The sequence below is a fragment of the Paraburkholderia sp. J76 genome, assembly GCF_905220295.1.
Taxonomy (GTDB): Bacteria; Pseudomonadota; Gammaproteobacteria; order Burkholderiales; family Burkholderiaceae; genus Paraburkholderia.
Genome location: NZ_CAJMZJ010000010.1, coordinates 194208 through 217217, shown reverse-complemented (window position 1 = coordinate 217217; position 23010 = coordinate 194208). Strand labels below are relative to the sequence as shown.

Genomic DNA, 23010 nt, shown 5'->3' with positions numbered 1-23010 from the left:
AAAACTATCGCACTGCTAAATCTCTTCATATACGCCCCGTTCAGTACATTTTCGAGGCGCTGAATCCGCTTCGGAATCATGGCTAAGGCCGACCCGATCCCCGCGAGTCATGCGCATTGTTAAGCGCCGGTCATCCTCTAGCCAGCCTGGTCTTCGCCGGGATTACTATCCGTGCTATGGTTGCCGTTCTTTCTCTCGATACGTGCCTGCCTTAGCTGTGCATACGAAACGTCCAACCCCATCCCAGTCACTGGCTTTTGTTGAAAACTACACGCCAGCGCTGCTCGCTCAGGTTAGTCAACTCATCTCTGGCGAATTTCACGCTATCGTTCAGGCCAACGGGTTCGAGATCTCCGACTGGCGTGTTCTGTCCACCCTGTCTGACGGCAAGCCAATCAGCATTGGCCGCCTGGCCCAGGTCTCGGTCACCAAACAGCCCACGGTCACGCGGCTGCTGGACCGGCTGGAGGCGCAGGAGTACGTCGAGCGCCTCCCTCACGAGAAAGACCGGCGCGTGACACTCGTGCGCATCACGCCACAAGGGCAGCAACTCGTCTCCGCGTTGATCGAACAAGCGAAGGCGCACGAAGAGCAGGTGCTCGCGCCCCTCGGCAAACAAAGAACCGAGGAACTGAGAGCAACGCTGCGCCTGTTGATCGAGCTGCATCGTTCGGACGTTTGATAGCCTGATTGTTCCATTAGCTGCCCGGAATCCTCTGCACGCGGGTCATCAGGCCAACGCGTGCCGGGCGAGCGCCTCCTGAAGCTTTTTGCCGTGCTCGTCCGCTAACGCCGCCTCGCGCAACTCACGCAACGTGGCGGGCGCGAGCAGCGCGCCCGCACGGGCAAGGGCGGTCATGATCCTTTCATAGTTGCGCAATCCGCGCGCGTGCGTATCGCTGTAGCCCTTGACTAGACGCTGACATTGCGCCACCTCAATGGCAAGCGCCGGATTACGCTGCGCCGCCTGGAGCACCTGGCTCAGCCAGTGTTCGATTCGCGCATTTTCGATCTGGTAGCGCAGCGTGGCGCGTCGCCAGCGGCGCATGCGCGACACCGCGTACAGTGTCAGGTACCCACGCAACGAACTGGTGGTCACGACGCGGCCCGAGTGCGTGATACGGCGTACGAAGCGATGCACCCAGTGCGGGCGCATCAGCCAGCGACCGATCGAAGCAGGCAGCGTCTCGCAGATCTCCTCGACACGCGGATGCATGAACTCGTTGATCGCGAGGAGTTGATCCGCCTGCGCGCGCACTTCGTCGCGCACCCGCTCGAAACGCGAGCCACGTGTCTTGAGATCGGCGACGCGAATCGTGTCCTCGTACGACATCCACAGCGCAAGATAGCGCGCCGTCTCCCGCACGAGTGTGGCGTCCGGTTGCTCGAGCGCGCGCTGCATCTGATCGAGACGATCGAGATAGAGTCCCGCGTAGTCCGGGTCCTGGTAATCGATCAGCCGGCGTACGCCTTCGATCACGACCTTTCGAACCCCGGCAGGGAAACCGGTACGCACGCGTTCGACGAGCGCGGCGACCTTTGGGTTAGAGGGAATCGCTTCGAATTCGGCCATCGCGACTGCTTCGGATTCCTCAGCGGGAGGTTCGGCATCGTTTGCCTTGAGGTACGCCACGCCGAATGCGCGCAGGCTCGGCTTTACGCCTACGCCGCCGCGCTCGATGGTCTGCTCGAACTGCGCGCGGCTGAATGGCAACACGCCCGTGCCCGCCAGCGCGCCGAACAACACTGCGCTGATTACGCTGCCGGAAGCTTCGGCTGCCCGAGCCATGTCGAAGCGCACGAAACGCCTGGCCGCCTTGCCCGCGTGCTCGATCAGCGCACCGCTGTCCACCAGCCCGTCGCCCATCGCCGTCTTCTCGGCAATCGAATACACGCGGTGCGTGGAAGCCACGAGGGTCGTGCGATCGGGCGTCACGAGACCGCGTTGCACCGCGCGTCCCGCTTCCATCAACTCGGAGGCGAGCACGACGTCGACGTCGCCCGGCAGCGGCATCAGCGCGAGCACCGGCACGCGGCCCGTCCGGTCCGCGATTTCGCGCGGAAACAGTTCGACGTAGTAGATCGTAGCGCCGGTACGTTGCGCCACGCCCGGCACCGATGTGGTCTGCGCGTAGTAACCGTTGTGCTCGCCGAGATCCACGATCCAGTCCGCGAGAACGCCGCCGCCCTCGCCGCCCATCGCGAGAATTGCGATCTTGATCGGTTGTGCTTTCATGATTGAACCCTTGCTCTTTAAAACGCGTAGCGAGCGCGGCGCGCGGCGTCGCGGCGCTGCAACCAGCCAATCAGGCCCGAGCGAATCCGCTGGCGAAGCCGATCCACCCGGGTCGGGTTGGTGACGATCTGCGCACGATAGAACGACGGGCACAACACCGCTGCATGTGAAACTTCACCGCACAGCCCGCAGCCCACGCAGCTATCGAGCACCGTCGCCACCGGGTCGGTGCGCAGCGCATCGGGATTGGGCTTGACCGACAGCGAAGGACAGCCCGAAAGCCGGATACACGAGTGGTCGCCCGTACAGGTATCGGAGTCAACACCAAAACGCTCACGCACCACGCGTTCGCCAGCCGCGATGGCTTTGCGCGTTTTCGGCTTTTCGCGACGCTGCCTGTTGAGCATGCACTCGCTCTGCGCGATCAGCACCTTCGGCCCCTTCTCGCCCGTGGTCAACGCTTCCCTCAAGGTCGACATCATCGCCTTAAGATCGTATGTACGACGAATTGTCCGCACCCACTTCACGCCGACGCCGCGCACGGCGCGCTCGATCTCGTGACCGGTGCTGCGCGTCGGGTTCAGCGCCGTCGACGAGAGAATGTCCTGGCCGCCCGTTGCCGACGTATAGCTGTTGTCGACAATGACGGTGAGATTGTCGCTTTTGTTGAAGACCGCATTGGCGATCCCGCTCGTCAATCCGTTGTGCCAGAACCCGCCGTCGCCCATTACCGAGATCGCCCGCTTCCCGGCCGGCACGTTCAGCGCCGAGGCGCTCGCACTGCCAAGACCGTAGCCCATCGTCGTGCTGCCGAGATTGAACGGCGGCAGGATGGAAAACAGGTGGCAGCCGATATCGGCGCTCACATGGTGCGGACCGAGTTCGCGCTCGACGAGCTTCATCGCCGTGAAGATCGGCCGCTCCGGGCAGCCTGTGCAGAAGCCGGGAGGACGCGCATGGACGTTTTCGTCGAGCGAGGGAGCCGCATCCGCAGCACGCGCCGAATCAGGCGAATCGGGCGAATCGGGCGAATCAGCGGGCGCGGCCACGAGCGGAATCACCTTGCGCGGCACGATTGCAGCGGGCTCGGGCGCGAGCACGCCATAGCGCTCGAAAAACGTACGCAGTCCTTTCAATACGGTAGCGGTGTTGTACTCGCCGGCAAGCGGCAACAGGTCCTTGCCATGGAGCGCCACCTCAGAATCGGAATGGCGAAGTATCGCGGCGGCGTTCTGCTCCACGAAGTTAGGCTGCCCCTCTTCGATCACGAGCACCGCGCGCTTGCCTGCGCAAAACCGCTGCCACTCGGAGTCGATGAGCGGGTAGGCGACGTTCATCACGTAAAGCGGGACTTTCGACTCGCCGTATACGTCCGCGAGATCCAGGCGTTCCAGCGCGCGCAGCACGGTGTTGTAGTTGCCGCCCTGCACGGCGATGCCGATGTCCGCGGCGTCGGCGGAGAAAAATTCGTTGAGTTGCCGTTCTTCGACGAACTTCACCGCTGCCGGCCAGCGATGCCTGATCTTTTCCTGCTCGTGCAGAAAGCTTGCGGGCGGGAGCACGATGCGGTTGACATCGCGATCGGGTTTTTCGAGTGCGTCCTTGATCGAGAAGGCCGAGACACGGTTATCCGACGCGACAAACTGCCCGTGCACATGGCACGCACGAATGCGCAATTGCAGCATCACGGGCGTATTGCTCGCCTCGGAGAGTTCGAAGCCGTCTTTCACGGCCTGAACGATGCATGGCAGATTCGGGCGCGGGTCCAGCAGCCAGATCTGCGACTTCATCGCAAACGCGTGGCTGCGCTCCTGCATGATCGACGAGCCTTCGCCGTAATCCTCGCCGACGATGACGAGCGCGCCGCCCTTCACGCCGCCCGACGCGAGGTTAGCGAGCGCGTCCGACGCGACATTGGTGCCGACAGTCGCCTTGAACGTCACCGCGCCGCGCAACGGATAGTTGACCGATGCTGCCAGCGATGCGGCGGCTGTCGCCTCGCTCGCGCTGTTCTCGAAACGGATACCGTGCTCGCTCAAGATGTCCTGAGCGTCGGCCAGTACGTCCATGAGATGCGATATCGGCGCACCCTGATAACCGGCCACATACGCCACGCCGGATTCCAGCAGCGCCTTGGTCACGGCGAGTATCCCCTCGCCGCTGAAGACTTCGCCCGCCTGCAGGCGCAGCTTCTTCACTTCCTCTGCAAATGACCGCTCGGCCATGTTCTTCCTTGTAGGTGATCCAGTCCGGCATGGCCGGTCAAACGCCATGCCTTCGCACGCGCTCGCTTCGCACTACTCGGGAAGGGCCCGGACCGGCGCCCGAACTCCTCGAACGGGTTGTGCGCGCGGCACAACCCGGCAGTCGCGACAATCAGGCGCTCGCGGCGTTGCCGACCAGCGATTGCGCCAGCCGCTTGCGGTAGATGAAGTACACGATGGACACGGCGACCAGCCATGGCACGCCAACGATCCAGGAGATGTTCCAGAATTCCGTATCCAGTCCCATCGTCACCAGAATCGCGCACAGCAACGCGATGCCGGTGATCTGCGCGATCGGGAAAAGCGGCATGCGAACCGGCAGTTTGCGGCCTTTCCAGGCGCGGCGAAAACGCAGGTGCGTGGCCAGAATCACGATCCACACGAAGATGCCGCCGAACAACGCAATGCCGAACAGGTAGTTGTACGCGAGCGGGCTGAAGAACGAAATCGCCGCTGCGGCCAGCACCCCGACGCCCGAGATCAGCGTGGCGACGAGCGGCGTGCCATTCTGGGTGAGCGCACCGATCCAGCGCGGTGCATAGCCGCCGCGAGCGAGCGAGAACAGCGTGCGCGAGGACAAGTAGATGTTGGTGTTCATGCTCGAAAGCGCCGCCGTGATCACCACGAAGTTCATCAGCCCCGCCGCATGAGCAATCCCTGCGTGCGTGAAGAGCTTCACGAACGGGCTTTGCTGCACCACCTTCGCTCCGGCTTCGGTCCACGGGAGGTAAGCCACCATGATGCCGAGCGCGAGAATGTAGAAGAGCGTGAGGCGCACGACCATCGAGCGCAGTGCGTGCGGAATCGCGCGCGACGGATCCTTTGCCTCGCCCGACGTCACGGCCACGATTTCCACGCCGTAGAACGAGAAAATCGCCATGAGCACGCCCATCCACACGCCGTGGAAGCCATGCGGCATGAAGCCACCCGGCAGCCCGGTGAGATTGTGCAGGCCCACGGCGGGTGATCCCGTGCCGATACCGAACACATGCGCGAGGCCGACCACGATGAAGCCCAGAATCGCCACCACCTTGATCAACGCAAACCAGTACTCGAACGAGCCGAAGTTGGTCACCGACCGGCAGTTCACGTAGATCAGCGCGATGCCGAACGCAATGGACCACAGCCACACGGGCACGCCCGGGAACCAGAAGCCCATATAAATGCCCACTGCGATCGCCTCGCCGCCGACGGCCACTACTTCGATGACCCAGTACGTGTAACGCACGACGAACCCGGCCCAGCGGCTCAGGTACATCTCCGCGTAGGTGCCGAACGAACCGGCGGTGGGATGCGCAACAGCCATCTCCGCGAGGCTGAACACCATGATCACGGCGATCAGCGCGGCGATCGCATAGCTGATCAACACGCCAGGCCCCGCGTAACCGATCGCAATGCCGCTGCCCATGAAAAGGCCCGTGCCAATTGCGCCGCCAATGCCGATCATCGCGATCTGCCGCTGCGTCAAGGCTTTATGCAAGCCCTTCTCCCGCGCGGTAATGTTTGTCTCTTCCATGTCGTTATTTCCCTGGATTGGTTTTGCGCAAGCGGATCAGGCTTCGGGAAGCAATGCCGACAACGTGTCGAGCACGGCATGAGTTGTCAGCATGCCCGGCGACATGCGTACGGTGCTGCCACGTGTATCCACGAGCACACCATGCTTCGCCAGGTTGACCTCCAGTTCGTGCGGATCGACGTTTGCGGGCAGATCCGCCATCACGCTGCCGCCGCGCTGCGCATCATCGCGCGGCGATCGCACGCGGTATCCCTTGGCGTCGGCAAGCGCAATCAACCGGCGCGACAGCGCAAGGTTGTGCTCGCGCATGCCAATCGCCTCGGGCGAGAGCCGCCACGCGAGGCCGGGGCCCGACGCGACGAACGGCAAGAACGATGGCGTGCCGCCGTCGAAACGCCGCGCGTCGGGGGCCAGGGAAAAGCGCGTGAGATCCCAGTTGAAGGGGTCGGGCTGGCTGAACCAGCCCTGCACGAGCGGCGCCATATCGCTATCGAGCAATTTCGGATCGAGATAGGCGAGCCCGGTGCCCGGTGCGCCGCACAACCATTTGAGCGTGGTGGACGCGACGAAATCGACTGCCGGCTGCATGACATCGAAATCGAGAATGCCGGCGCCCTGTGTGAGATCGACCGCAATCAGGCTACCCTGCGCGCGACCGTGCGCAGCGAGCCGGGGGACGTCCGCGCGCTTCGACGTGGTCGACGTGACCCAGGTGATGACAGCCAGCGCTACGTCGTCCTGCCAATGGGCGATGAATTCGTCGTCGGTCACGTAAGCTGCGCCGGGCGCGAGCGGCACCGTGTCGAGCGTAAAGCCGAGCACGGGTTCGAGTCCGCGCAACATATAGTGCAGGCTCGGGAAACAATCCCCGGCAATCAGCACGCGACGGCCGGCCAAACGGTTCCGGCCGAGCGCACCGACGAAACGCGCGAACGCGTCCGTGACGTTCTCCGCCGCGAAAACGGCGTGAGCCGGCGCGTTGACGAGCGTGGCCCATTGATCGAGCACCTGGCGCCGCGCGGCGAGGCCATAGTCCCAGCGCGCCAGGTCGGGGCGGCACCAGCTCGACGCAAAGGTGTCGAGCGCGGCGCGAACCGCATCCTCCTGACCGGGAAACATGCCGACCGAGTGGTAGAGCAGCCACCCTGAGCGATCGGAATCGGTGGGTTGAGTCATGTATCAGTTCCTTTCAGTGTGATCCGGTTCGCGCGTCAGAACATGTGGCGCATGCCCACGGCGACGCCCGTCTGGTTGTTCCTGCCCGGCAGCTCCGTATACGCGCCGCCCGAGACGTGGTTGTAGTCGACGGTACCGTAGACCTGCGTGGCCTTCGACAGCGAATACTCGGCCAGCAGCACGCCGGTATAGCGCTCGCCGTTGTTGCCGGCGAAACCGTTGAGGTTGTGCATGTCGTCGTAGTAGAACGCGCCCGTGAGCGCCAACGCCGGCGTGGCCTGATACGTCGCGCCCGTATAGAGCGTCATGTCGCGGCGCTTGTTCGCAGAGGACGAGCCGGTGGCGACGGTGCGGCTCGGGTCGTTAAGCGACTCGTCGACAGTACCCGTGCCGTCCTGTCCGCCCATGTACCCCGCGAACAGCGTGGCCGGGCCGGCGGCATACTTCGCGCCGAGACCCCACATGCGCTGAATGTTGTTGCTGAGGTCGCGCGTTTCCTGATACGTGCCGCCAAAGCTTGCCGGACCGAGGTCGTACGATGCGCGCACGCTCCACGACGAATTCCTGCTCAGGCTGCCGGGCTGCTGGCCGAACCCGTAGGTCGCGCCGAGATGCAGGCCGCCGAACTGCCCCGCGTAGGTCGCAGCGCTGTCGATACGGCCGACCGTCATGAAAAACGGCCACGAGTTCGCCGTGTAGTTGCCGACGGTCAACGGGTCGAAGTCACCGAAGAAGTTGAAGGCCTCCGTGCCCTGCCGTCCGAACGTGAGCGTCCCGAGCGTGCTGCTCGACAGACCGACGTACGCGTACCGGCCGAAGAGACGACCCTGGTTGAGCGTGCCGGTCTGCGGATCGAAACCGCTTTCGAGGCGGAATACTGCCTTCATGCCGCCCCCGAGGTCTTCGTCGCCCTTCAAGCCCCAACGGCTGTTCGTGATGGCGCCGTTGGTTAGTTGTACCTGGTTGTCGTTCGCCGCATTCGAATTGTTGGTAAAGCGAATACTCTGGTCGACAATGCCGTACAGGGTGACCGAGCTTTGCGCGAAGGCGCTACCCGTCAACCCGATTCCCAGCGTTGCTATCGCGGCGTGAAGTTTGCGTTGCATGATCTCGCTTAGTCTCCTCTTGTGATGGACAACGGCTCCCCGGCGGTGGCCGGAGATGGCTACTACAAAAGCCACGCTGAAAGGGCCCATTCAGGGTCCGTGACGTATCAGCGTTTCGAGTCGATCCAGCGCTTCGATCAGGCTGGCGTCGCTGCGCGCGTAGCACAGGCGGATCTGGTGCGCCGACTCCTTGCCGAACGCGATGCCGGGTGCAAGCCCCACGCCGGCTTCGTGCACGGCGCGCTTGCAAAATTCGAGCGTGTCGGTAACGCCGTCGATACTGAACATGAGATAGAACGACGCGTTGGCGGGGACCACATGCAGACCATCGATCGCGCGCAGACGATCGAGCGCGATCCGTTGGCCGCCGCGGCAGCGCGCCACGAACGCTTCGACCACCGCCTCGCCTTCGTTCAGGGCAACTACGGCCCCGGCCTGCAGGAACGCCTGGCCGCCGCTGGTGTTGAACTGAAGGAGCTTCTCGAATGTGCCGAGCATCGAGCGCGGATACACGAGCCAGCCCATCCGCCAGCCGGTCATGAGCCACGCTTTGGAGAAGCTGTTGATCACGAAGACCGGATCGTCGGGTGAAGCGATTTCCAGCAGCGAAGGCGCATAAGGCCGGTCGTAGACGATGCGCTGGTACACCTCGTCAGCGATGATCGCGATGCCGCGCGAACGCGCGAATTCGAGCAACCGACGCTGCTCGCCGGCCTCCATCAGCCAGCCTGTCGGGTTGCCCGGCGAGGCGTAGTAAATTGCCTTCGTGCGCGCGTCGCAAGCGTCGAACAGTTGCTGCAGGTCGAGATGCCATCCGTCGTCGCCGTAGCGCAGCGGCACGCTACGCACGTCGCCGCCGGCAATCGTGACGGCGCGCAGAATGTTTGGCCACGACGGTGTCACGCACACCACGTTGTCGCCCGGTTCAACGATCGCCTGTGCCACGAGCATTACCGCATTCATACCGCCGCAAGTGACGGCGATGCGCTCGTCTTCGACGTGAATTGCGCACAACCGCTCGTAGTACGCGCGAATCGCATTGCGCAACTCACCGATGCCGCGATTCGGCGAATAGAAAGTGTGCCCGGCGGCCAGCGCGCGACTGGCGGCGTCGCGAAAAGCCTGCGGAGTCGGCAGGTCACTCTCTCCCGCCCATAGACCTATGACGTCATTGCGGCCGATCCCCAGGCGCCAGACGTCGATGATCGGCGAATCTGGCATCGCTGCGATTGCTCGTCTCGTGATATCCATTACATCCCTTTGGAGTCCGATCAAAATGAAAAACCGAGGTCCTGCTCCGAACGGGCCGCCGCTTCCCGCGCCGCGACAAAGCCTTCCTTCACGAGGTCGATGTCGTTGGCGCACACGGCCATCCGGCATCCGCTTTCGAAAGCCTGACGTACGGCGTTCGCGTTGCCCGTGAAGATGCCGCACGGCAAGCCGTTCGCGGTGGCGGCGCGCACAATGCGCTCGCAGTCGCGGCCGATCACCTGGCTATCGCTGGTGCCGCGTGACAGCGCAAGGTCGCCCGTTCCTATGAAGAGATAGTCGATGCCCGCAGTCGCTGCGATGGCCTCGACGTTTTCGACTCCCTCGGCCGTTTCGATCATCAGACCAATAGCCACGTCGCGATCGGCGGCCCGCATTGCCTCCAGTCCCGCCCTCAAAGGCCGCACGCCGCCCGCCGAACGCTTTCCCATTGGCGGGTACCGTCCCGCCGATATGGCGCGGCGCGCGTCGTCCGCTGTTTCAATGAGCGGCACCAGCACTGAGGCGGCGCCGGCGTCGAGCGCTCGCGAGATGGCGCTGTGCGAGTTCTCCTCGCAGCGGGCAATCACGGGCACCCGCGCGTTGGCGACGCCAATTGCCGATTCGAGCGTGCCGCGCTCCCACAAGCCGTGCTGAAGATCGAGAACGAGCGCATCCGGGTTCGCATGCGCGGCAAACTCCACCATGGGCACGCTCCCCATCGCCAGCCAGATCAGATGAAGGTGCCGTTCACCGGCCAGAAGCGGCTTCAGCGAGCGAAAGAACATTGATTCACGCCTCGTTCATGATGGTTGCGCCGAGCCTCAAGGGCCCGCATTTTCAACAAACTGAATTCAGTTTTTCGGATGTGGGAAACATTACTGTGGATATATTTTGGTGTCAACAAACTGCGGCGCCGTAATCTGCCTGACTCCCGGCGACGGCTTGATTTACAAGGACGTGGGGATTTACCTGGACGGGTTTTCCCCGACATTCCCTGTTGACAGGTAGAAAATTTCCAAAACAGGTTGAACGCTCAACGAGTGCGTGGACGCCGCACGCAAGGCGCGTCTGCCGCCATGGAAGCCCGTTCCCTGGCTGTGTTGACAATTCACGCCTCTGCGGACAAGAATCGCAAAGAATTCAGAATCCAGTTTTCGGAACACGCCCATGACGACACCGGTCGAAAAGCTCGCAAAATCGCCCGCCAGAACTGCGCTCACGCAGACGACGCTGACCGAGACGATCTATCAGGAGGTCCGCACCCGGTTGCAGCGCGGGAACATTGGGCCGAACGAACGCATCCTCGACTATGAAATTGCAGACGAGTTTGGCTGCACGCGCATGCCTGTTCGTCAGGCACTGGTGCGCCTGGTAAATGAAGGCTTCCTGGTCGGCACCACGCGCGGCTTCGTCATTCCCAGACTGACGAACGACGACGTCCACGAAATATTCGAAGTCCGCAGGCTGCTCGAACCAGGTGCCGCGGCCGGTGCAACCGCAGCACTAACGGACAAACAGCACGCTGCGTTAAAGCGCGCCTACCAGAAAGCCGCGCGAGCCTGCGAGAAGCAGGACGGTGCCGCGTTGATTGCGGCCAACGTGGAGTTTCGTGACGTTTGGCTCTCAGCCGTGCAGAACAGCCGGCTACAGGACACGATCAGACGCTTTACCGACCACGCACAGCAGGTCAGATCGCTCACGTTGACCGATTCTTCGACGCAGAAGATTGCATTGACGGGCATGCGAGACTTGCTGGAAGGCTTTCTCGAACGCGATTCGAAACGTGTCAGAACCCTCATGCTCGAATTCATTCTCAACGCTGAGCAACGCTATTTCATATTGGCGGACGGCCAGGAGCCGTGATCGGGACACGGCGAGTGCGCACGTCGCGTTCCAGGCGGCCGCCTGGTTCATATGTCCGATAGCGACGACTGCGAAGTCGTGCACCGCCCGGTGAGCGGCGCCGATGTTTTCGTTCTATGCTTCTGGAAGGCGCCGCCGGTCTAATGGCGTCTGACTTTTTCGAGGGGGCGGATATGCGTGCAGCCAGCGCCCGGCCGATCCGGCTGGCAGTCGTTGCGATTGGCGTGCTGATACTGCAACCAGTCGGCGCCCAGAAATCTGCCCCTCGCACAGGGCAACATACGGCTAGCGTGGAAGCGTTGCGACATTTGCAGGCACGCGTAGCCGGGACGGACCTGTCGGACAACAGTGTGACCTTGCGCGATGCGGGCGGCGAGATGGTCGTGTTTGAAATCAACCCGGCTATCATCGACGTACAGACGTTGCAAATCGGTGACACAGTCAATGTTGCCTATAAAAACGCGATTCTGACGCGTATGGATAAGGTTGCCTCAAATGGCATCCGCGAGCGCATCGAAACGGAAGTCATGCAGCCGGCGTCCAATGGAGACGTCACCTCGACACATAGCGTCCAGTTTGTGGCGACAGTGCTCGATATCTCCCGAAAGAATCGGGAGATCACGCTCCGCGGCCCGATACAGACCGAGGAGTTCGAAGTCGCCTCGACGTTATCGCTCAACAATCTGAAAGTCGGCGATACCGTGCACGCCGAATTTACTTCCCCCATTGTCGTTTCGGTCGTCAAGGTCCGCGCCGCTCCTTAATGCGCGGGTCGGCGGAAATGGATTTTTGCCCGGTTTGGCAACCGCGTTTTCACTGCTTCCAGCGCGTGAGGCAAAAAAGCTCACATGCAGGCGAAAAAAATTGGTTTTGCGCACGCGGCTGCGGCGACTAGCATTGCCGAAACGATGCCAGCGCACGGGAGGGACCATGATTCAGCCAGTCGAGTTTCGCTCCATAGCCGACGCTACCGACGAAAGCTATCGAAATGAAATTCTCACCAGCGTCAATGACCACCAGGTGCATATCAGCGTGATGAAAGCGCCGTATTTTTGGCATATTCATCCCGACTCCGACGAAACATTTATCGCCATTGACGGAACCTTGATCATCGATTTCGACGATGGTATGGCCGAGTTGAGCCCGGGCCAGATGCTCACTGTTCCGGCGGGAGTGCGCCATCGCACCCGTCCTGCCACTCGGCGAACGGTGAATCTCACCATAGAGCGGCGCTCCACGACGACGGTCCGCAGCGATATTCAGGAGCCGCCTGCGCCGCCGGAGGCGCCATAATGCGGTTCTGTCGCGACAACAATTGCGGCTTGAGCGAAGCGCGATATGAGTAGGACTACTGATGCGACGCCATGGCGGAAATGCTTGAACCGCTCTCGCCGGAGAATCGGCGCTTGACGCCTGCACGAGTTGGGGATTAATGGTTCCCCGATCGAGCCCGCTTGCGCGCCCGTCACGCTTTGTCTACGCTTTTTCGTCTTGCGCTTCGAGCCTGCGATGAAATCCCATCGGCGTACCCTCTTCCCGGCGCTGCTCGCCGCCGCGCTATTCGGTATCACCACGCCGCTCGCCAAGGCGCTGCTCGGCAGCGTGTCGCCGTTCATGCTCGCGGGGCTCTTCTATTTAGGCAGCGGCTCGGGGCTCGCAGTCGTCTTGTTGTTACGCCGCCTCCCGGCGCGCCGCGACCGCTCCGCCGCCACGCACGATCCCGCGCACGACCTGCTGCGCGTGGCGGAACTGCCGTGGCTCGCCGGCGCGATCGCCGCGGGCGGTGTGGCGGCTCCCGCGCTGCTCATGCTTGGCCTGAACGCCACGGCCGCCGCTACGGGCGCGTTGCTGCTGAATCTGGAAGGCGTGCTGACGGCGCTCATCGCATGGGTCTGCTTTCGCGAAAATTTCGATGCGCGGATCGCGCTGGGGATGCTCGCGATCGTCGCAGGCGGCGTACTGCTCTCGTGGCCGGAGGCGCATGCCAGCGCGGTTTCCGGCAGCCTTGCGGCGGGCGCCGCGCCCGGCGCGCTGCTCGTCGCGCTCGCGTGCCTGTGCTGGGCCATCGACAACAACCTCACCCGCAAGGTCTCGACCAACGACGCGATGGTCGTCGCCTGCACCAAGGGGCTCGCGGCCGGCCCGGTAAACATCGGCATTGCGCTCGCCGCGGGTGCGCACTGGCCCGCCTGGCAGTCAGTCGGCGGCGCCATGGCCGTGGGCTTCGCGGGCTATGGCGTGAGCCTTGTGCTTTTCGTCGTTTCGCTGCGCCATCTCGGCACGGCGCGCACCGGCGCTTACTTTTCGGTCGCGCCGCTCTTCGGCGTGGCGCTTTCGTTGCTGTTCTGGCCCGAGCGTCCGTCGCCCGCTTTCTGGCTCGCGCTCGCGCTGATGGCGTTCGGCGTGTGGCTGCACGTGCGCGAGCGCCATGACCACGCGCACACGCACGAGCCGCTGGAGCACACCCACGCGCACCGGCACGACGAACACCATCGGCACGAGCACGACTTCGCCTGGGACGGCACGGAGCCGCATACGCATGTGCATCGTCACGCGCCGATCACGCACAGCCACGCGCACTATCCCGACGTGCATCATCGGCACGCGCATTGAAGGCGGCACGCGCAGACGCCGCTGGCTTCGCAAACGAGGTCAAGATTTCCCAGGACCGTCGCGCGTTGCGCGCGCACGATGCACTCGTCACACAAACGAAGGAGGCAAGTGCGATGGCTACCGTGTACCGGGACATTCCCGTTGAAGCCGCAGCGGAAGACGTCTGGGCCGCGCTGCGCGATCCCGCCAACGTCGCCCGCGTGTTCGCCGGCGTGCTGACCGGCGCGCGCATGGAAAACGACGTGCGATGGGTGACGTTCGCCGATGGCTCCGTGATCGAGGAACGTGTGATCGGCGTGGACGACGCGCACATGCGCCTCGCTTACACCGTGGGCGGCGGACGTTTCGAGCATCATCACGCGACGCTTCAGGTGATGCGGGAGTCGCCCCAGCGCTGCCGCGTGGTATGGATCAGCGATTTCAAGCCCGACGAGCGCATCCAGATTGTCGAACCGCTTACGGATGCGGGCTGCGCGGCGCTCAAGCGCAATCTCGCACGGAGATAGGCGGGGCCGCTAGGCAATCGTCGAAACGGCCTGAGCTTTTGCGCCTCCACGCCTTGAAGACGGGTGTCGTTAGGGCTGGTGACGGTCGGAACGTTTTTGCGGGCGCGCGGGCTGAACGTGCGCGCGGTGGTCGGGATAGGCAGTTAGTTGCACTAATACCTCGGATCGGAGAGCATGCGCGGCACGGCGACTGTGCGACGGCGCCCAGACCGGCACGCCGATTGCGGCCAGAATAGTGCCAGATGACTCGACCACGGGAGCCGCAATGGAGGCTGGGAAATTAAGGTGGGCTGTTCAATACGCCGCCATTTGTATGGCCGTCGCCGGCACACCGGCGGCGCGCGCCGCAGATACCTTCGATGGGGAATGGAACGTCACGCTCACGTGCCCCCAAGGCGCCGACGGCACATCGGGCTATCGATATCAATTTCCCGCGCAAATCCAGCAGAACGTGCTGCACGGCGAACACGGCGAGCGCGACGCGGCCGGTTGGCTCACGCTGGACGGAAAACTCGAACCGGACGGGTCGGCCACACTCGTCGCCAAAGGTCTGGCTGCGCGCGCCGGACGGCACACCAACACCAAAGTACCCTACTCCTACGAAGTCAGCGCGCAGTTCGACGCGACTTCAGGCAGCGGTTCACGCACGACGGCGCGCAAATGCGATCTTGTATTTGTGAAGGAATAGCCGGCGGAAATGGCGTGGCGCCAGAAAAGAAAAAGCCCGCCAAAGAAAGCGGGCTGAATCCATATCAGGAGGAGACATGGAGGAGACGAGATAAGTATAGGGTTTTCCCCTAACCCGTGCAACTGGTTTCTTGCGTGTGCGGTCGCCCTCCAATAGAGCCCGCCCTCGTCAAACGCGCATACCCGTTGTGCGCTACCATCGCTGCATGTCCGAACAACCGCTCCCCGCGGCTGCCGCGCCGCTTGCCGCCGGGGCGCCGCCCCAAAGCCTCTATGCCACCGCATTGGCGGCGGCAATCGCGGTGCTCGCGTGGGGCGCGCTCGCCGCGCAAACCGACATTACGATCCAGCGCATGGTGCTGCGCGGCTTCGATACGTTCGAGGCCATCGGCAGGCTTTCGGCCTACCTGACCAATCTCACGGTGCTGCTCGTCGCGCTCACTTTCACCTCCATCGCGCTGCGCCTGCGCGCGTGGCCGGTCCGCTTCTTCAGTGCGCCGGCTACCGTGAGCGCGGTAACGGTGTATATCGTCTTCGTTGGCATTGCTTACAATTTATTGCTGCGACCTCTCTGGACGCCGCACGGCTATCGGGCGCTGCTCAACGAAAGCCTGCATAGCCTGATTCCCGTGCTATGTGCCGCGTACTGGCTGCTGTTCGTGCCGCGCTTCACCCTTGCCGCACGCGATCGCCTCGCCTGGCTTCTCTATCCGCTGGGCTACCTCGCCGTCACCTTCTGGCGCGGCAGCGAGACGGACTTCTATCCCTATCCATTCATCGACGTCGGGCAGCTCGGCTATGCGCACGTACTTGTCAACAGCGCGTTGCTGTTCGCCGCCTTCATGGTGCTGATGGCCGTTTTCGTGACGATCAACGCGCGAAGGCGTCCCGTTCTCGTGGAAGTCGACCCACCCGGCGCATCGGATCTGGGGCGCCCCGACTAATCCGCCGTTTCTCGATCGAACTCATGCCTGTCTATATCGCCCTTCTGCGCGCCGTGAATGTCGGCGGAACCGGCAAGCTCCCCATGTCCGAACTTCGCGGCATGTGCGAAGCGCTCGGTTTCACGCGCGTGCAAACCTATATCGCGAGCGGCAACGTGGTGTTCGAGAGCCGGCTGGCCGAAGCGTCGGTGAAAAAGAAGCTCGAGAAGAGCCTGGAGGTTTATGCCGGCAAGCCCGTGGGCGTAGCGGTGCGAACGGCCAAGGAATGGGCCGCGGTATTGCAGGGCAATCCGTTTCCCGATGCCGCGCCTGATCGCACTGTCGCCTTCTTTCTCGACTCACCGCCGCCTGCCGATGCACTCGACAAGGTGAGCGGCCGGAACGCCGAGGAATTCCGTCTGGGCGCCCGCGAGATCTACGTGTTTTACAAGGACGGTATCGGGCGATCGAAGCTCAAAATCGCTGCGGCGAAGGACGGAACGGCGCGCAACATGAATACCGTGGCGAAGCTTCTGGAGATGGCGCAGGAGTGACTTCCCAGTGTTCTCGTAACCGGCATCGCGCGAGCGCTGCGCGCTATCCCCTGCCCGTCGCCGTTGCGAGCGCCTCCTGCTGCGCCTCGCGGTTCGCCTGCCCCGGATCGCCCTTGCTCGTATCGTGCAGGCGGTCCGGAATGAACAGCGCCATCACGCCGCTCAGGAAGAACACCGCGCCCACCACGAGAAAACCCATGCCGATCGAAAACTGCGTCGCGATATAGCCGATCACGATGGGCGCCGCGCCCGAGCAAAAGCGCCCCACGTTATACGAGCCGCCAACAGCGGTGCCGCGAATACGCGTTTCGAAGCTCTCCGACATGAACGTGCCGATCGTGCCCAGCGGCACGCCGTAAAGAAAGCCGAATACGAGCATCAGCCACGCAATATTTTCGCGGGTATGCAAAAGCACGATCACCGGAAGAAAAACGGCCGCGCCCATACAGCCCAGCACATAAACCCCACGCCGGCTCCAGCGGTCGCCGAGCCAACCCGCCACGATCTTGCCGATGAACGCAACGACCCATGTCGCGGTCATGTACCCTGTCATCGAGCTGAATTTGATGTGCAATTCGCTCTCCAGATACGTGGGCAGCCAGTTGTTCAATCCATAGAATCCGGAGAGCGCAAATACGGAAGCGAGCGACCAGAAGATAAACATCCTGCGCGCCTGGCGGTCGGCGAAAATCAATGCGTAGCGGTTGTCGTGCCAGCGGCGGCCGCTCGGGCGGACTGCGGCCTCGCTCATGCGCCAACTCGGCGGCTCCGGCACGAAGAAGTGAATCGCCACAGCGATCAGCACGGGCGCAACCGCCACGTAAAACAGCATGCGCCAGCCGTAGTGCGGCAAGATCCATGTGCTGAGCGCGATCACCGTGATATAGCCCGCCGAAATCGCCGTTTGCAAAACGCCGAGTATCAACGAGCGCCGCGCCATGGGCACGTATTCGGCCACGAGCGTACTCACGAGCACCATGCAGCCAATCCCCATCGAACTGATGAAGCGCACGACCGCAAATTCGAGGAAGCTATGCGTGAGTCCGAGCAGCCCCGCGCCCACCGAAAACAGCATCATCGCCCAGACCACGACGCGCACGCGCCCTAACGAGTCGCTGGCCCAGCCGCCGAGAATGCCGCCAATTGCCATGCCGAGCAGCGTCAGGCTGCCGAGCGCGCCCGCCTCGACATTGGTCAAGCCGAATTCGCTCTTGATGCGCGTGAGCGTGAGGCCGTACATCATGACGTCCGCGCCGTCCACCAGCAGCGCAAGATAGCCGAGCGCGAAGACGAGCAACCAGCGGTTCGCGTTTTGTGTGGATGTCGTTGTCTTCATCAAAGGGCCTGCAATTAGAAGGACATGCCGTACGCGATTAGCGCGGGCGCGAGAAACGTGCCGAGCAGCAAGCCCGTTTTTTCGTGTTGCGACGTGTACCAGCCTTCCACGTGCGTAAGGTTCATCGTGCCGACACAGCGGCCGTCATAGGCAACCGGTATATTCAGAATCGAGCCGAGACCCATTGCCGTCATCACCGCGTGATCGTCGAACGCTTCGCGCAGACCTTGCGGCGTCGTGGCGCGGAATGGTTCGATATCCGAAAGAACGCGTTGCGCCCACGGCGTACCGCTTTTCTTCTTGCGCCCGCGCGGTGGATAAACGTCAGGCATGTTCGTGAACACGCGTTCCACTTCCTGGTTCCCCGCGTCGTAGGCCATGATCGTAAAGAGGCGAAAGCCAATGGCCTCGGCGGCGACGGCGCACACTTCGCGGAAAATGGCCTGCGGTTGACCGGGCTGCCGAATCACGTGTGAAAGGCGTGCGAGACCGGCGATTTCGCGCTGCAGCGCATAGGGTTCGTTCACGAATGAAAGGGGCGTTTGCATGGCGCGTACAAGAGTAAGAAAGAAGCGTGCTCAGCCTCGCATCCCGTCACGGGCGAGCGGCTTGTGCGCATCGAAGCGCGCCTGCGTGCCGCTTGCCTCGATATCTTCGAGCGAGCGATTGCGCGTTTCGATGCCGAGGAAGAACACGACGCAAGCGCCGGCGAGCAGCACCGCAGTCGTCATCGCGAACACACCGAAAAAGCCGAACGCCGGATACACGAGCCCGACCAGAATCGGCGCGCTCACCGAGCCAATGCGGCCGAACGACGACGACGAGCCCGTACCGGTCGTGCGTACGGCCGTAGGGAAGACTTCCGGCGTATAGGCATAGACGCCCGCAAACGCGCCATTCATGAAGAACGATAGACACATGCCCGGCACCGTGATCTGCACACCCGTATGCGAGAACGCCAGCGCAATCGCGGCGAGGCCGCCGAGCGTCATATACGACGCCACAACGCCTTTGCGGCCGATCCGCTCATTGAGCCATGCCGCGGAGAAATAGCCGGGAATCTGCGCACCGTAAATGGCAATCGAATAGCCAAAGCTCTTCGTGAGCGTGAGGCCTTCCTTCACGAGAAGACTCGGAATCCACGAGAAGAACGAGTAATAGGCGAACGCCACGGAAAACCACATCAGCCAGCTTACTGCCGTCGTGCCGGCTAACCGGCGCGAAAACAATGTCAGCACGTTCTGCAGCGCATTGCCGCTGGCCTGGGTCGCGGCGGGAATCGCGCCCACCGAACCGGGCGGCGCTAGTGCAATACCCTCTTGTTCGTAGCGCGATTCGATGGCCCGTACGATGCTATCAGCCTCGGCGGAGCGTCCTCGGCTTTCGAGCCAGCGCGGCGACTCGGGCAGCGTTCTGCGCCACCAGAGCAGCATCACCACGGGCAGCGAAGTCAGAACGGCGAGATAGCGCCAGCCGTCCGCGAAATTGCGCACGACGGTATAGCCCAGTATCGATGAACCTAGATATCCGAACGACATGAACCCGACGAGCGCGCCGCAGAACATGCCTCGATAGCGCCGGGGCACGAATTCCGCGAGGAATGGTGCGATCACAACCGTTTCCGCGCCGGAGCCGAAACCGGCGAGCATGCGCAGCGCAAAAAACGTGTGCCAGTCGTGCGCGGCGGCACTTGCCATCGATGCCGCGCAATAGATCGCCAGCGCGCTCATCATGATGCGGCGGCGGCCAATCACGTCGGCCAGCACGCCCGACAGGAACGCGCCGAAAAAATAGCCGATATAGGTGCTGCTCGCGACGAGCCCCGTTTCGGCGCTCGTCAAATGCCAGAGCTTGCTCACCACGGGCAGCAAAAAAGCAAGCGACGACGAGTCGAGCCCGTCGAACATGTAGCCGAGGCCGCCGATCAACAGCAGTTTGCGATGGAATCCCGCGAGCGGCAGTCTTTCGAGTCGGGCAGCGACGGCGGACATGTTGAGTGGGTTCCGGTTGAGCGCGTCGCTATTCAGCGGCCGATCGCATAAGCCTGCATCTGGCGCGGTGTGGCCGCGCCGCGCATGAGGCCGTTGCGGATACCCACTGCGCACACGCGCCCGAGTCCCCACGGCTCGGCCACGGTGAGATCGTGGCCGCGTGCGCGCAACTCCGCGAGAGTGGCTTCGGAAAAGCGCGACTCGGCCGACATCTTGCCGAGCTGCATCGAGCGCGGATAGAACGAGCCTGGGAAATGCGCGGTCTGGAACGAAGGAGCATCCACCGCGGCCTGCAGGTTCATGCCCGCATGCACGTGGCGCAGAAACAGTTGCATCGACCATTGATCCTGCTGATCGCCACCCGGTGTGCCGAACGCCGCATAAGGCTTGCCCTCGCGGGTAACGAGCGTGGGCGAAAGCGTCGTGCGCGGACGCCGCCCCGGCCCGAGCGAGGAAGGCAGGCCCTCTTCCATCCAGAACATTTGCGCGCGCGTCGTGATGTTGAAGCCGAGGCCGGGCACCGCGGGCGATGCCTGCAGCCAGCCGCCCGACGGCGTGGCCGACACCATGTTGCCCCAGCGGTCGACCACGTCGAGATGAACGGTATCGCCGCGCAATTCGGGCAGCGGCGCGAAGGTCGGCTCGCCCTGGCCGAAGCCGCCCGGCTGCTGCCGCCCCGCGTTCGCAAGAATGCGCGCTGCACGCGCTTCGCTGTCGAGCAGCGCGCCCGGACGGAATTCGAACGAGGCATTGCGCGGATCGACAAGACGGCGGCGTGCATCGTTATACGCGTCGCTCAGCAGCGTCTGCATCGGCACGTCGGCAAAGCGCGGATCGCCGTAGAACACGTCGCGGTCGGCAAACGCGAGCTTCGACGTTTCGATGACCGTGTGCACGAAGTCCGGACCGAATGGATCCATGGCGTCCAGATCGAAGCCCTTGAGCAGCGCAAGCTGCTGCAGGAACATCGGCCCCTGGCCCCACGGCCCAGTCTTGTGCACGCGCAGGCCCGCATAGTCGTACGAGAGCGCTTCCTCGTAAGTGGGTTCCCAGCGCGCGAGATCGTCCGCATTGAGCAGGCCGCGATTACGGCGGCCCGAGGTGTCGAGCACGTCGGTCGAGCGGAAATACTGGTCGATCGCCTCGGCCACGAAGCCGCGGTAGAACGTCGAGCGCGCGAGTTCGCACTGCTCGGCGCGATCACGTTTCGCGCTCGCCTCGCGCAGGATGCGGCGGTATGTGGCCGCAATGGCGGGATTCGCGAACAGTTCGTTCGGCGCGGGGGCCTCGCCGTTGCGCAGCCATTGCCCGGCAGAGGTCGTCCATTCGCTTAGAAAGAAGTCCTTGATCGCGAGAATCGACGCGCACATGCGCGGCAGCACGGGATAACCGTTTTCCGCGTAGCCGATGGCGTAGCTCAACACGTCTTCGAGCGGCAGTTGTCCGTAGTCGCGCAGCATCGCCATCCATGCGCCGAACGCGCCCGGCACCACGGCGGGCAACAGGCCAGTGCCCGGCACGACTTCGAGACCGAGCGCGCGCATGCGCTCGATCGTCATGGCCGCGGGCGTCACGCCCTGCCCGCACAGCACACGCACGCGGTCTTCACGCGCGCTATAGAACACGACCGGCAATTCGCCGCCGGGACCGTTGAGATGCGGCTCGACGATCTGCAGCACGAAGCCGGCTGCTGCTGCGGCGTCGAACGCATTGCCGCCCTTCTCGAGCACCGCCATCGCCGAGGCACTGGCGAGCCAATGCGTGGACGCCACCATCCCGAAAGTCCCGATCAACTCCGGGCGCGTTGTAAACGACATTCTCCACTCCCTGTGCGAAAGGATCGATCTGCAATTGAACCATTCACTAATGGTTCAAAAACCTTTCATGATCAGCTTACGAAGGAAGAATTTTTGCCGCACCCGGTGTTAACCCTAAAAGCCGCCGAAATAACCTGGTCTGCGTCAATCCGGCAGCTTCGCGGTTGCGCGCCGCAAGTCTGCTGCTAGAATCGAACCAATTCACATTGGTCCGACCTGCACCATGGAACGTTCCGCGCTCGACAGCCTGCTCGCCTACATCGCGCAACACCGGTTGAAGGACGGCGACGCGCTGCCCGCCGAACGCAAGCTTGCGGAAGACCTTGGCGTAAGCCGCCGCGAATTGCGTGCGGCGCTGGCCTCGCTGGAAGCATCGGGCCGAATCTGGCGCGGTGTGGGGCGCGGCACTTACCTGGGGGCGCGGCCGCTGAAGTTTGCGCCCACGCTGCGCGGGCTGCGCTCGCGCACGAGTCCCGCGGATATTGCGGAAATGCGCCTCATGTTCGAGCCCGCACTAGCCGGCCTGGCCGCGGTGAAGGCCACGCCCGAGGATCTGACCGAACTGGAGAAGTGCGCGAAAAGAAACGCGACGGCGAAAAACGATGAGGAGTGGCAACTATGGGACCAGCGCTTTCACCTGCTGATTGCGCGGGCCTCGCGCAATCCCGCGATCATCGCGCTGATGGAAGTGATCAACGGCATGCGGGTCAAGCCAACCCAGCGTGAAAAGACCACGGACCAGGCCACGCGCCGTCATTTCGCACAGCAGCACCAGTCTATCGTCGACGCAATTATCGCCCGCGACGGCGAAACCGCCGTGCGCTGCATGCGCGAGCATCTGCTGAAGGTGCAGGGATACGGGTCGCCGCATTGAATGAGTAAACAAGGAGCCCCATCCCGCTAGCCCGTGCCGTTCGCGCATCGCTTCGCTGAGAAACTGAAAACGCGATGGAATGACGCAGCGCGCGAGGAGGTTTCGCGCACGGCAATGCAAGGGCGTTACTGCGCGAACATGACGGCGCTGTGCCGATTGCACCGCTCGTCTCCATGCACGACTTGCGCGCGGCCGCCACCCGTGCGCACCCTGGTCGGCTTCCTGTTTTCGCCACTATGCAGAAATCGTCACGAGTCGAACCCCAATCGACCAAGACGCGTCTATTTTCGCTACCTA

21 protein-coding genes are annotated in these 23010 nt (G+C 63.1%); 10 read left to right on the top strand and 11 right to left on the bottom strand.

The window, feature by feature from the left end:
• The first annotated feature begins 217 nt into the window (after nt 1–217).
• Nucleotides 218–682 carry a MarR family transcriptional regulator gene (locus U5768_RS20410; RefSeq protein WP_322032213.1) on the top strand — a complete coding sequence of 155 codons (465 nt, stop codon included), beginning with the start codon at nt 218–220 and terminating at the stop codon, nt 680–682.
• 48 nt (nt 683–730) lie between these two features.
• Here U5768_RS20410 and U5768_RS20405 read toward each other — a convergent pair whose 3' ends face one another.
• From U5768_RS20405 to U5768_RS20375, 7 genes are all read right to left on the bottom strand, one after another.
• Nucleotides 731–2236 (bottom strand): indolepyruvate oxidoreductase subunit beta family protein, encoded by a 1506-nt coding sequence (locus U5768_RS20405; RefSeq protein ID WP_322032212.1) that lies wholly within the window; start codon nt 2234–2236, stop codon nt 731–733.
• A gap of 17 nt (nt 2237–2253) precedes the next feature.
• Nucleotides 2254–4461, bottom strand: a complete 2208-nt coding sequence (locus U5768_RS20400) for an indolepyruvate ferredoxin oxidoreductase subunit alpha (protein ID WP_322032211.1) — start codon at nt 4459–4461, stop codon at nt 2254–2256.
• Between the two features lie 151 nt (nt 4462–4612).
• On the bottom strand, nt 4613–6016 hold the full coding sequence (locus tag U5768_RS20395) for an amino acid permease (RefSeq protein ID WP_322032210.1): 1404 nt from the start codon (nt 6014–6016) through the stop codon (nt 4613–4615).
• Nucleotides 6017–6052: 36 nt separating this feature from the next.
• Complete coding sequence (locus tag U5768_RS20390) at nt 6053–7192, bottom strand: aminotransferase class V-fold PLP-dependent enzyme (RefSeq protein ID WP_322032209.1); 1140 nt, start codon at nt 7190–7192, stop codon at nt 6053–6055.
• 35 nt (nt 7193–7227) lie between these two features.
• Nucleotides 7228–8298, bottom strand: a complete 1071-nt coding sequence (locus U5768_RS20385) for a porin (RefSeq protein ID WP_322032208.1) — start codon at nt 8296–8298, stop codon at nt 7228–7230.
• A 90-nt stretch (nt 8299–8388) separates the two neighbouring features.
• A complete protein-coding gene (locus U5768_RS20380) occupies nt 8389–9549 on the bottom strand; it encodes a pyridoxal phosphate-dependent aminotransferase (protein WP_322032207.1) in 1161 nt (386 codons plus the stop codon).
• 20 nt (nt 9550–9569) lie between these two features.
• Nucleotides 9570–10334 (bottom strand): HpcH/HpaI aldolase family protein, encoded by a 765-nt coding sequence (locus U5768_RS20375; RefSeq protein WP_322032206.1) that lies wholly within the window; start codon nt 10332–10334, stop codon nt 9570–9572.
• Nucleotides 10335–10716: 382 nt separating this feature from the next.
• Here U5768_RS20375 and U5768_RS20370 point away from each other — a divergent pair, with 382 nt between their 5' ends.
• From U5768_RS20370 to U5768_RS20335, 8 genes are all read left to right on the top strand, one after another.
• Complete coding sequence (locus tag U5768_RS20370) at nt 10717–11412, top strand: GntR family transcriptional regulator (protein ID WP_322032205.1); 696 nt, start codon at nt 10717–10719, stop codon at nt 11410–11412.
• Nucleotides 11413–11528: 116 nt separating this feature from the next.
• The gene (locus U5768_RS20365; RefSeq protein ID WP_322032204.1) at nt 11529–12176 is read left to right on the top strand and encodes a hypothetical protein; all 648 of its coding nucleotides are present in this window, start codon (nt 11529–11531) and stop codon (nt 12174–12176) included.
• A gap of 166 nt (nt 12177–12342) precedes the next feature.
• On the top strand, nt 12343–12705 hold the full coding sequence (locus U5768_RS20360) for a cupin domain-containing protein (protein ID WP_322032203.1): 363 nt from the start codon (nt 12343–12345) through the stop codon (nt 12703–12705).
• Between the two features lie 216 nt (nt 12706–12921).
• Nucleotides 12922–14025: a DMT family transporter gene (locus tag U5768_RS20355; RefSeq protein ID WP_322032202.1), complete on the top strand. Its 1104-nt coding sequence runs from the start codon at nt 12922–12924 to the stop codon at nt 14023–14025.
• A gap of 113 nt (nt 14026–14138) precedes the next feature.
• Nucleotides 14139–14531, top strand: a complete 393-nt coding sequence (locus tag U5768_RS20350; RefSeq protein WP_322032201.1) for an SRPBCC family protein — start codon at nt 14139–14141, stop codon at nt 14529–14531.
• 313 nt (nt 14532–14844) lie between these two features.
• Nucleotides 14845–15219: a hypothetical protein gene (locus U5768_RS20345; RefSeq protein ID WP_322032200.1), complete on the top strand. Its 375-nt coding sequence runs from the start codon at nt 14845–14847 to the stop codon at nt 15217–15219.
• Between the two features lie 205 nt (nt 15220–15424).
• Entirely contained in the window at nt 15425–16162 is a 738-nt protein-coding gene (locus U5768_RS20340; RefSeq protein WP_322032199.1) for a Pr6Pr family membrane protein, read from the top strand.
• A gap of 23 nt (nt 16163–16185) precedes the next feature.
• Nucleotides 16186–16695: a DUF1697 domain-containing protein gene (locus U5768_RS20335; protein ID WP_322032198.1), complete on the top strand. Its 510-nt coding sequence runs from the start codon at nt 16186–16188 to the stop codon at nt 16693–16695.
• A 43-nt stretch (nt 16696–16738) separates the two neighbouring features.
• On the opposite strand, the gene U5768_RS20330 is transcribed toward U5768_RS20335, so the two are convergent.
• From U5768_RS20330 to U5768_RS20315, 4 genes are read right to left on the bottom strand one after another with little or no spacing between them, the layout of a single operon-like run.
• The gene (locus tag U5768_RS20330) at nt 16739–18031 is read right to left on the bottom strand and encodes an MFS transporter (protein ID WP_322032197.1); all 1293 of its coding nucleotides are present in this window, start codon (nt 18029–18031) and stop codon (nt 16739–16741) included.
• 14 nt (nt 18032–18045) lie between these two features.
• On the bottom strand, nt 18046–18579 hold the full coding sequence (locus U5768_RS20325; protein ID WP_322032196.1) for a GAF domain-containing protein: 534 nt from the start codon (nt 18577–18579) through the stop codon (nt 18046–18048).
• A 30-nt stretch (nt 18580–18609) separates the two neighbouring features.
• The gene (locus U5768_RS20320) at nt 18610–20022 is read right to left on the bottom strand and encodes an MFS transporter (RefSeq protein ID WP_322032195.1); all 1413 of its coding nucleotides are present in this window, start codon (nt 20020–20022) and stop codon (nt 18610–18612) included.
• Between the two features lie 32 nt (nt 20023–20054).
• Nucleotides 20055–21839: a gamma-glutamyltransferase family protein gene (locus tag U5768_RS20315; protein WP_322032194.1), complete on the bottom strand. Its 1785-nt coding sequence runs from the start codon at nt 21837–21839 to the stop codon at nt 20055–20057.
• A 223-nt stretch (nt 21840–22062) separates the two neighbouring features.
• Here U5768_RS20315 and U5768_RS20310 point away from each other — a divergent pair, with 223 nt between their 5' ends.
• Nucleotides 22063–22713, top strand: a complete 651-nt coding sequence (locus U5768_RS20310; protein WP_322032193.1) for a FadR/GntR family transcriptional regulator — start codon at nt 22063–22065, stop codon at nt 22711–22713.
• Nucleotides 22714–23010: the final 297 nt, after the last annotated feature.

Excerpts from the sequence above, each read along its gene's own strand:
- U5768_RS20405 (WP_322032212.1), bottom strand. The coding sequence starts at position 2,236 with ATGAAAGCACAACCGATCAAGATCGCAATTCTCGCGATGGGCGGCGAG.
- U5768_RS20400 (WP_322032211.1), bottom strand. The coding sequence starts at position 4,461 with ATGGCCGAGCGGTCATTTGCAGAGGAAGTGAAGAAGCTGCGCCTGCAG.
- U5768_RS20395 (WP_322032210.1), bottom strand. The coding sequence starts at position 6,016 with ATGGAAGAGACAAACATTACCGCGCGGGAGAAGGGCTTGCATAAAGCC.
- U5768_RS20390 (WP_322032209.1), bottom strand. The coding sequence starts at position 7,192 with ATGACTCAACCCACCGATTCCGATCGCTCAGGGTGGCTGCTCTACCAC.
- U5768_RS20385 (WP_322032208.1), bottom strand. The coding sequence starts at position 8,298 with ATGCAACGCAAACTTCACGCCGCGATAGCAACGCTGGGAATCGGGTTG.
- U5768_RS20380 (WP_322032207.1), bottom strand. The coding sequence starts at position 9,549 with ATGGATATCACGAGACGAGCAATCGCAGCGATGCCAGATTCGCCGATC.
- U5768_RS20375 (WP_322032206.1), bottom strand. The coding sequence starts at position 10,334 with ATGTTCTTTCGCTCGCTGAAGCCGCTTCTGGCCGGTGAACGGCACCTT.
- U5768_RS20370 (WP_322032205.1), top strand. The coding sequence starts at position 10,717 with ATGACGACACCGGTCGAAAAGCTCGCAAAATCGCCCGCCAGAACTGCG.
- U5768_RS20365 (WP_322032204.1), top strand. The coding sequence starts at position 11,529 with ATGCTTCTGGAAGGCGCCGCCGGTCTAATGGCGTCTGACTTTTTCGAG.
- U5768_RS20360 (WP_322032203.1), top strand. The coding sequence starts at position 12,343 with ATGATTCAGCCAGTCGAGTTTCGCTCCATAGCCGACGCTACCGACGAA.
- U5768_RS20355 (WP_322032202.1), top strand. The coding sequence starts at position 12,922 with ATGAAATCCCATCGGCGTACCCTCTTCCCGGCGCTGCTCGCCGCCGCG.
- U5768_RS20350 (WP_322032201.1), top strand. The coding sequence starts at position 14,139 with ATGGCTACCGTGTACCGGGACATTCCCGTTGAAGCCGCAGCGGAAGAC.
- U5768_RS20345 (WP_322032200.1), top strand. The coding sequence starts at position 14,845 with ATGGCCGTCGCCGGCACACCGGCGGCGCGCGCCGCAGATACCTTCGAT.
- U5768_RS20340 (WP_322032199.1), top strand. The coding sequence starts at position 15,425 with ATGTCCGAACAACCGCTCCCCGCGGCTGCCGCGCCGCTTGCCGCCGGG.
- U5768_RS20335 (WP_322032198.1), top strand. The coding sequence starts at position 16,186 with ATGCCTGTCTATATCGCCCTTCTGCGCGCCGTGAATGTCGGCGGAACC.
- U5768_RS20330 (WP_322032197.1), bottom strand. The coding sequence starts at position 18,031 with ATGAAGACAACGACATCCACACAAAACGCGAACCGCTGGTTGCTCGTC.
- U5768_RS20325 (WP_322032196.1), bottom strand. The coding sequence starts at position 18,579 with ATGCAAACGCCCCTTTCATTCGTGAACGAACCCTATGCGCTGCAGCGC.
- U5768_RS20320 (WP_322032195.1), bottom strand. The coding sequence starts at position 20,022 with ATGTCCGCCGTCGCTGCCCGACTCGAAAGACTGCCGCTCGCGGGATTC.
- U5768_RS20315 (WP_322032194.1), bottom strand. The coding sequence starts at position 21,839 with ATGTCGTTTACAACGCGCCCGGAGTTGATCGGGACTTTCGGGATGGTG.
- U5768_RS20310 (WP_322032193.1), top strand. The coding sequence starts at position 22,063 with ATGGAACGTTCCGCGCTCGACAGCCTGCTCGCCTACATCGCGCAACAC.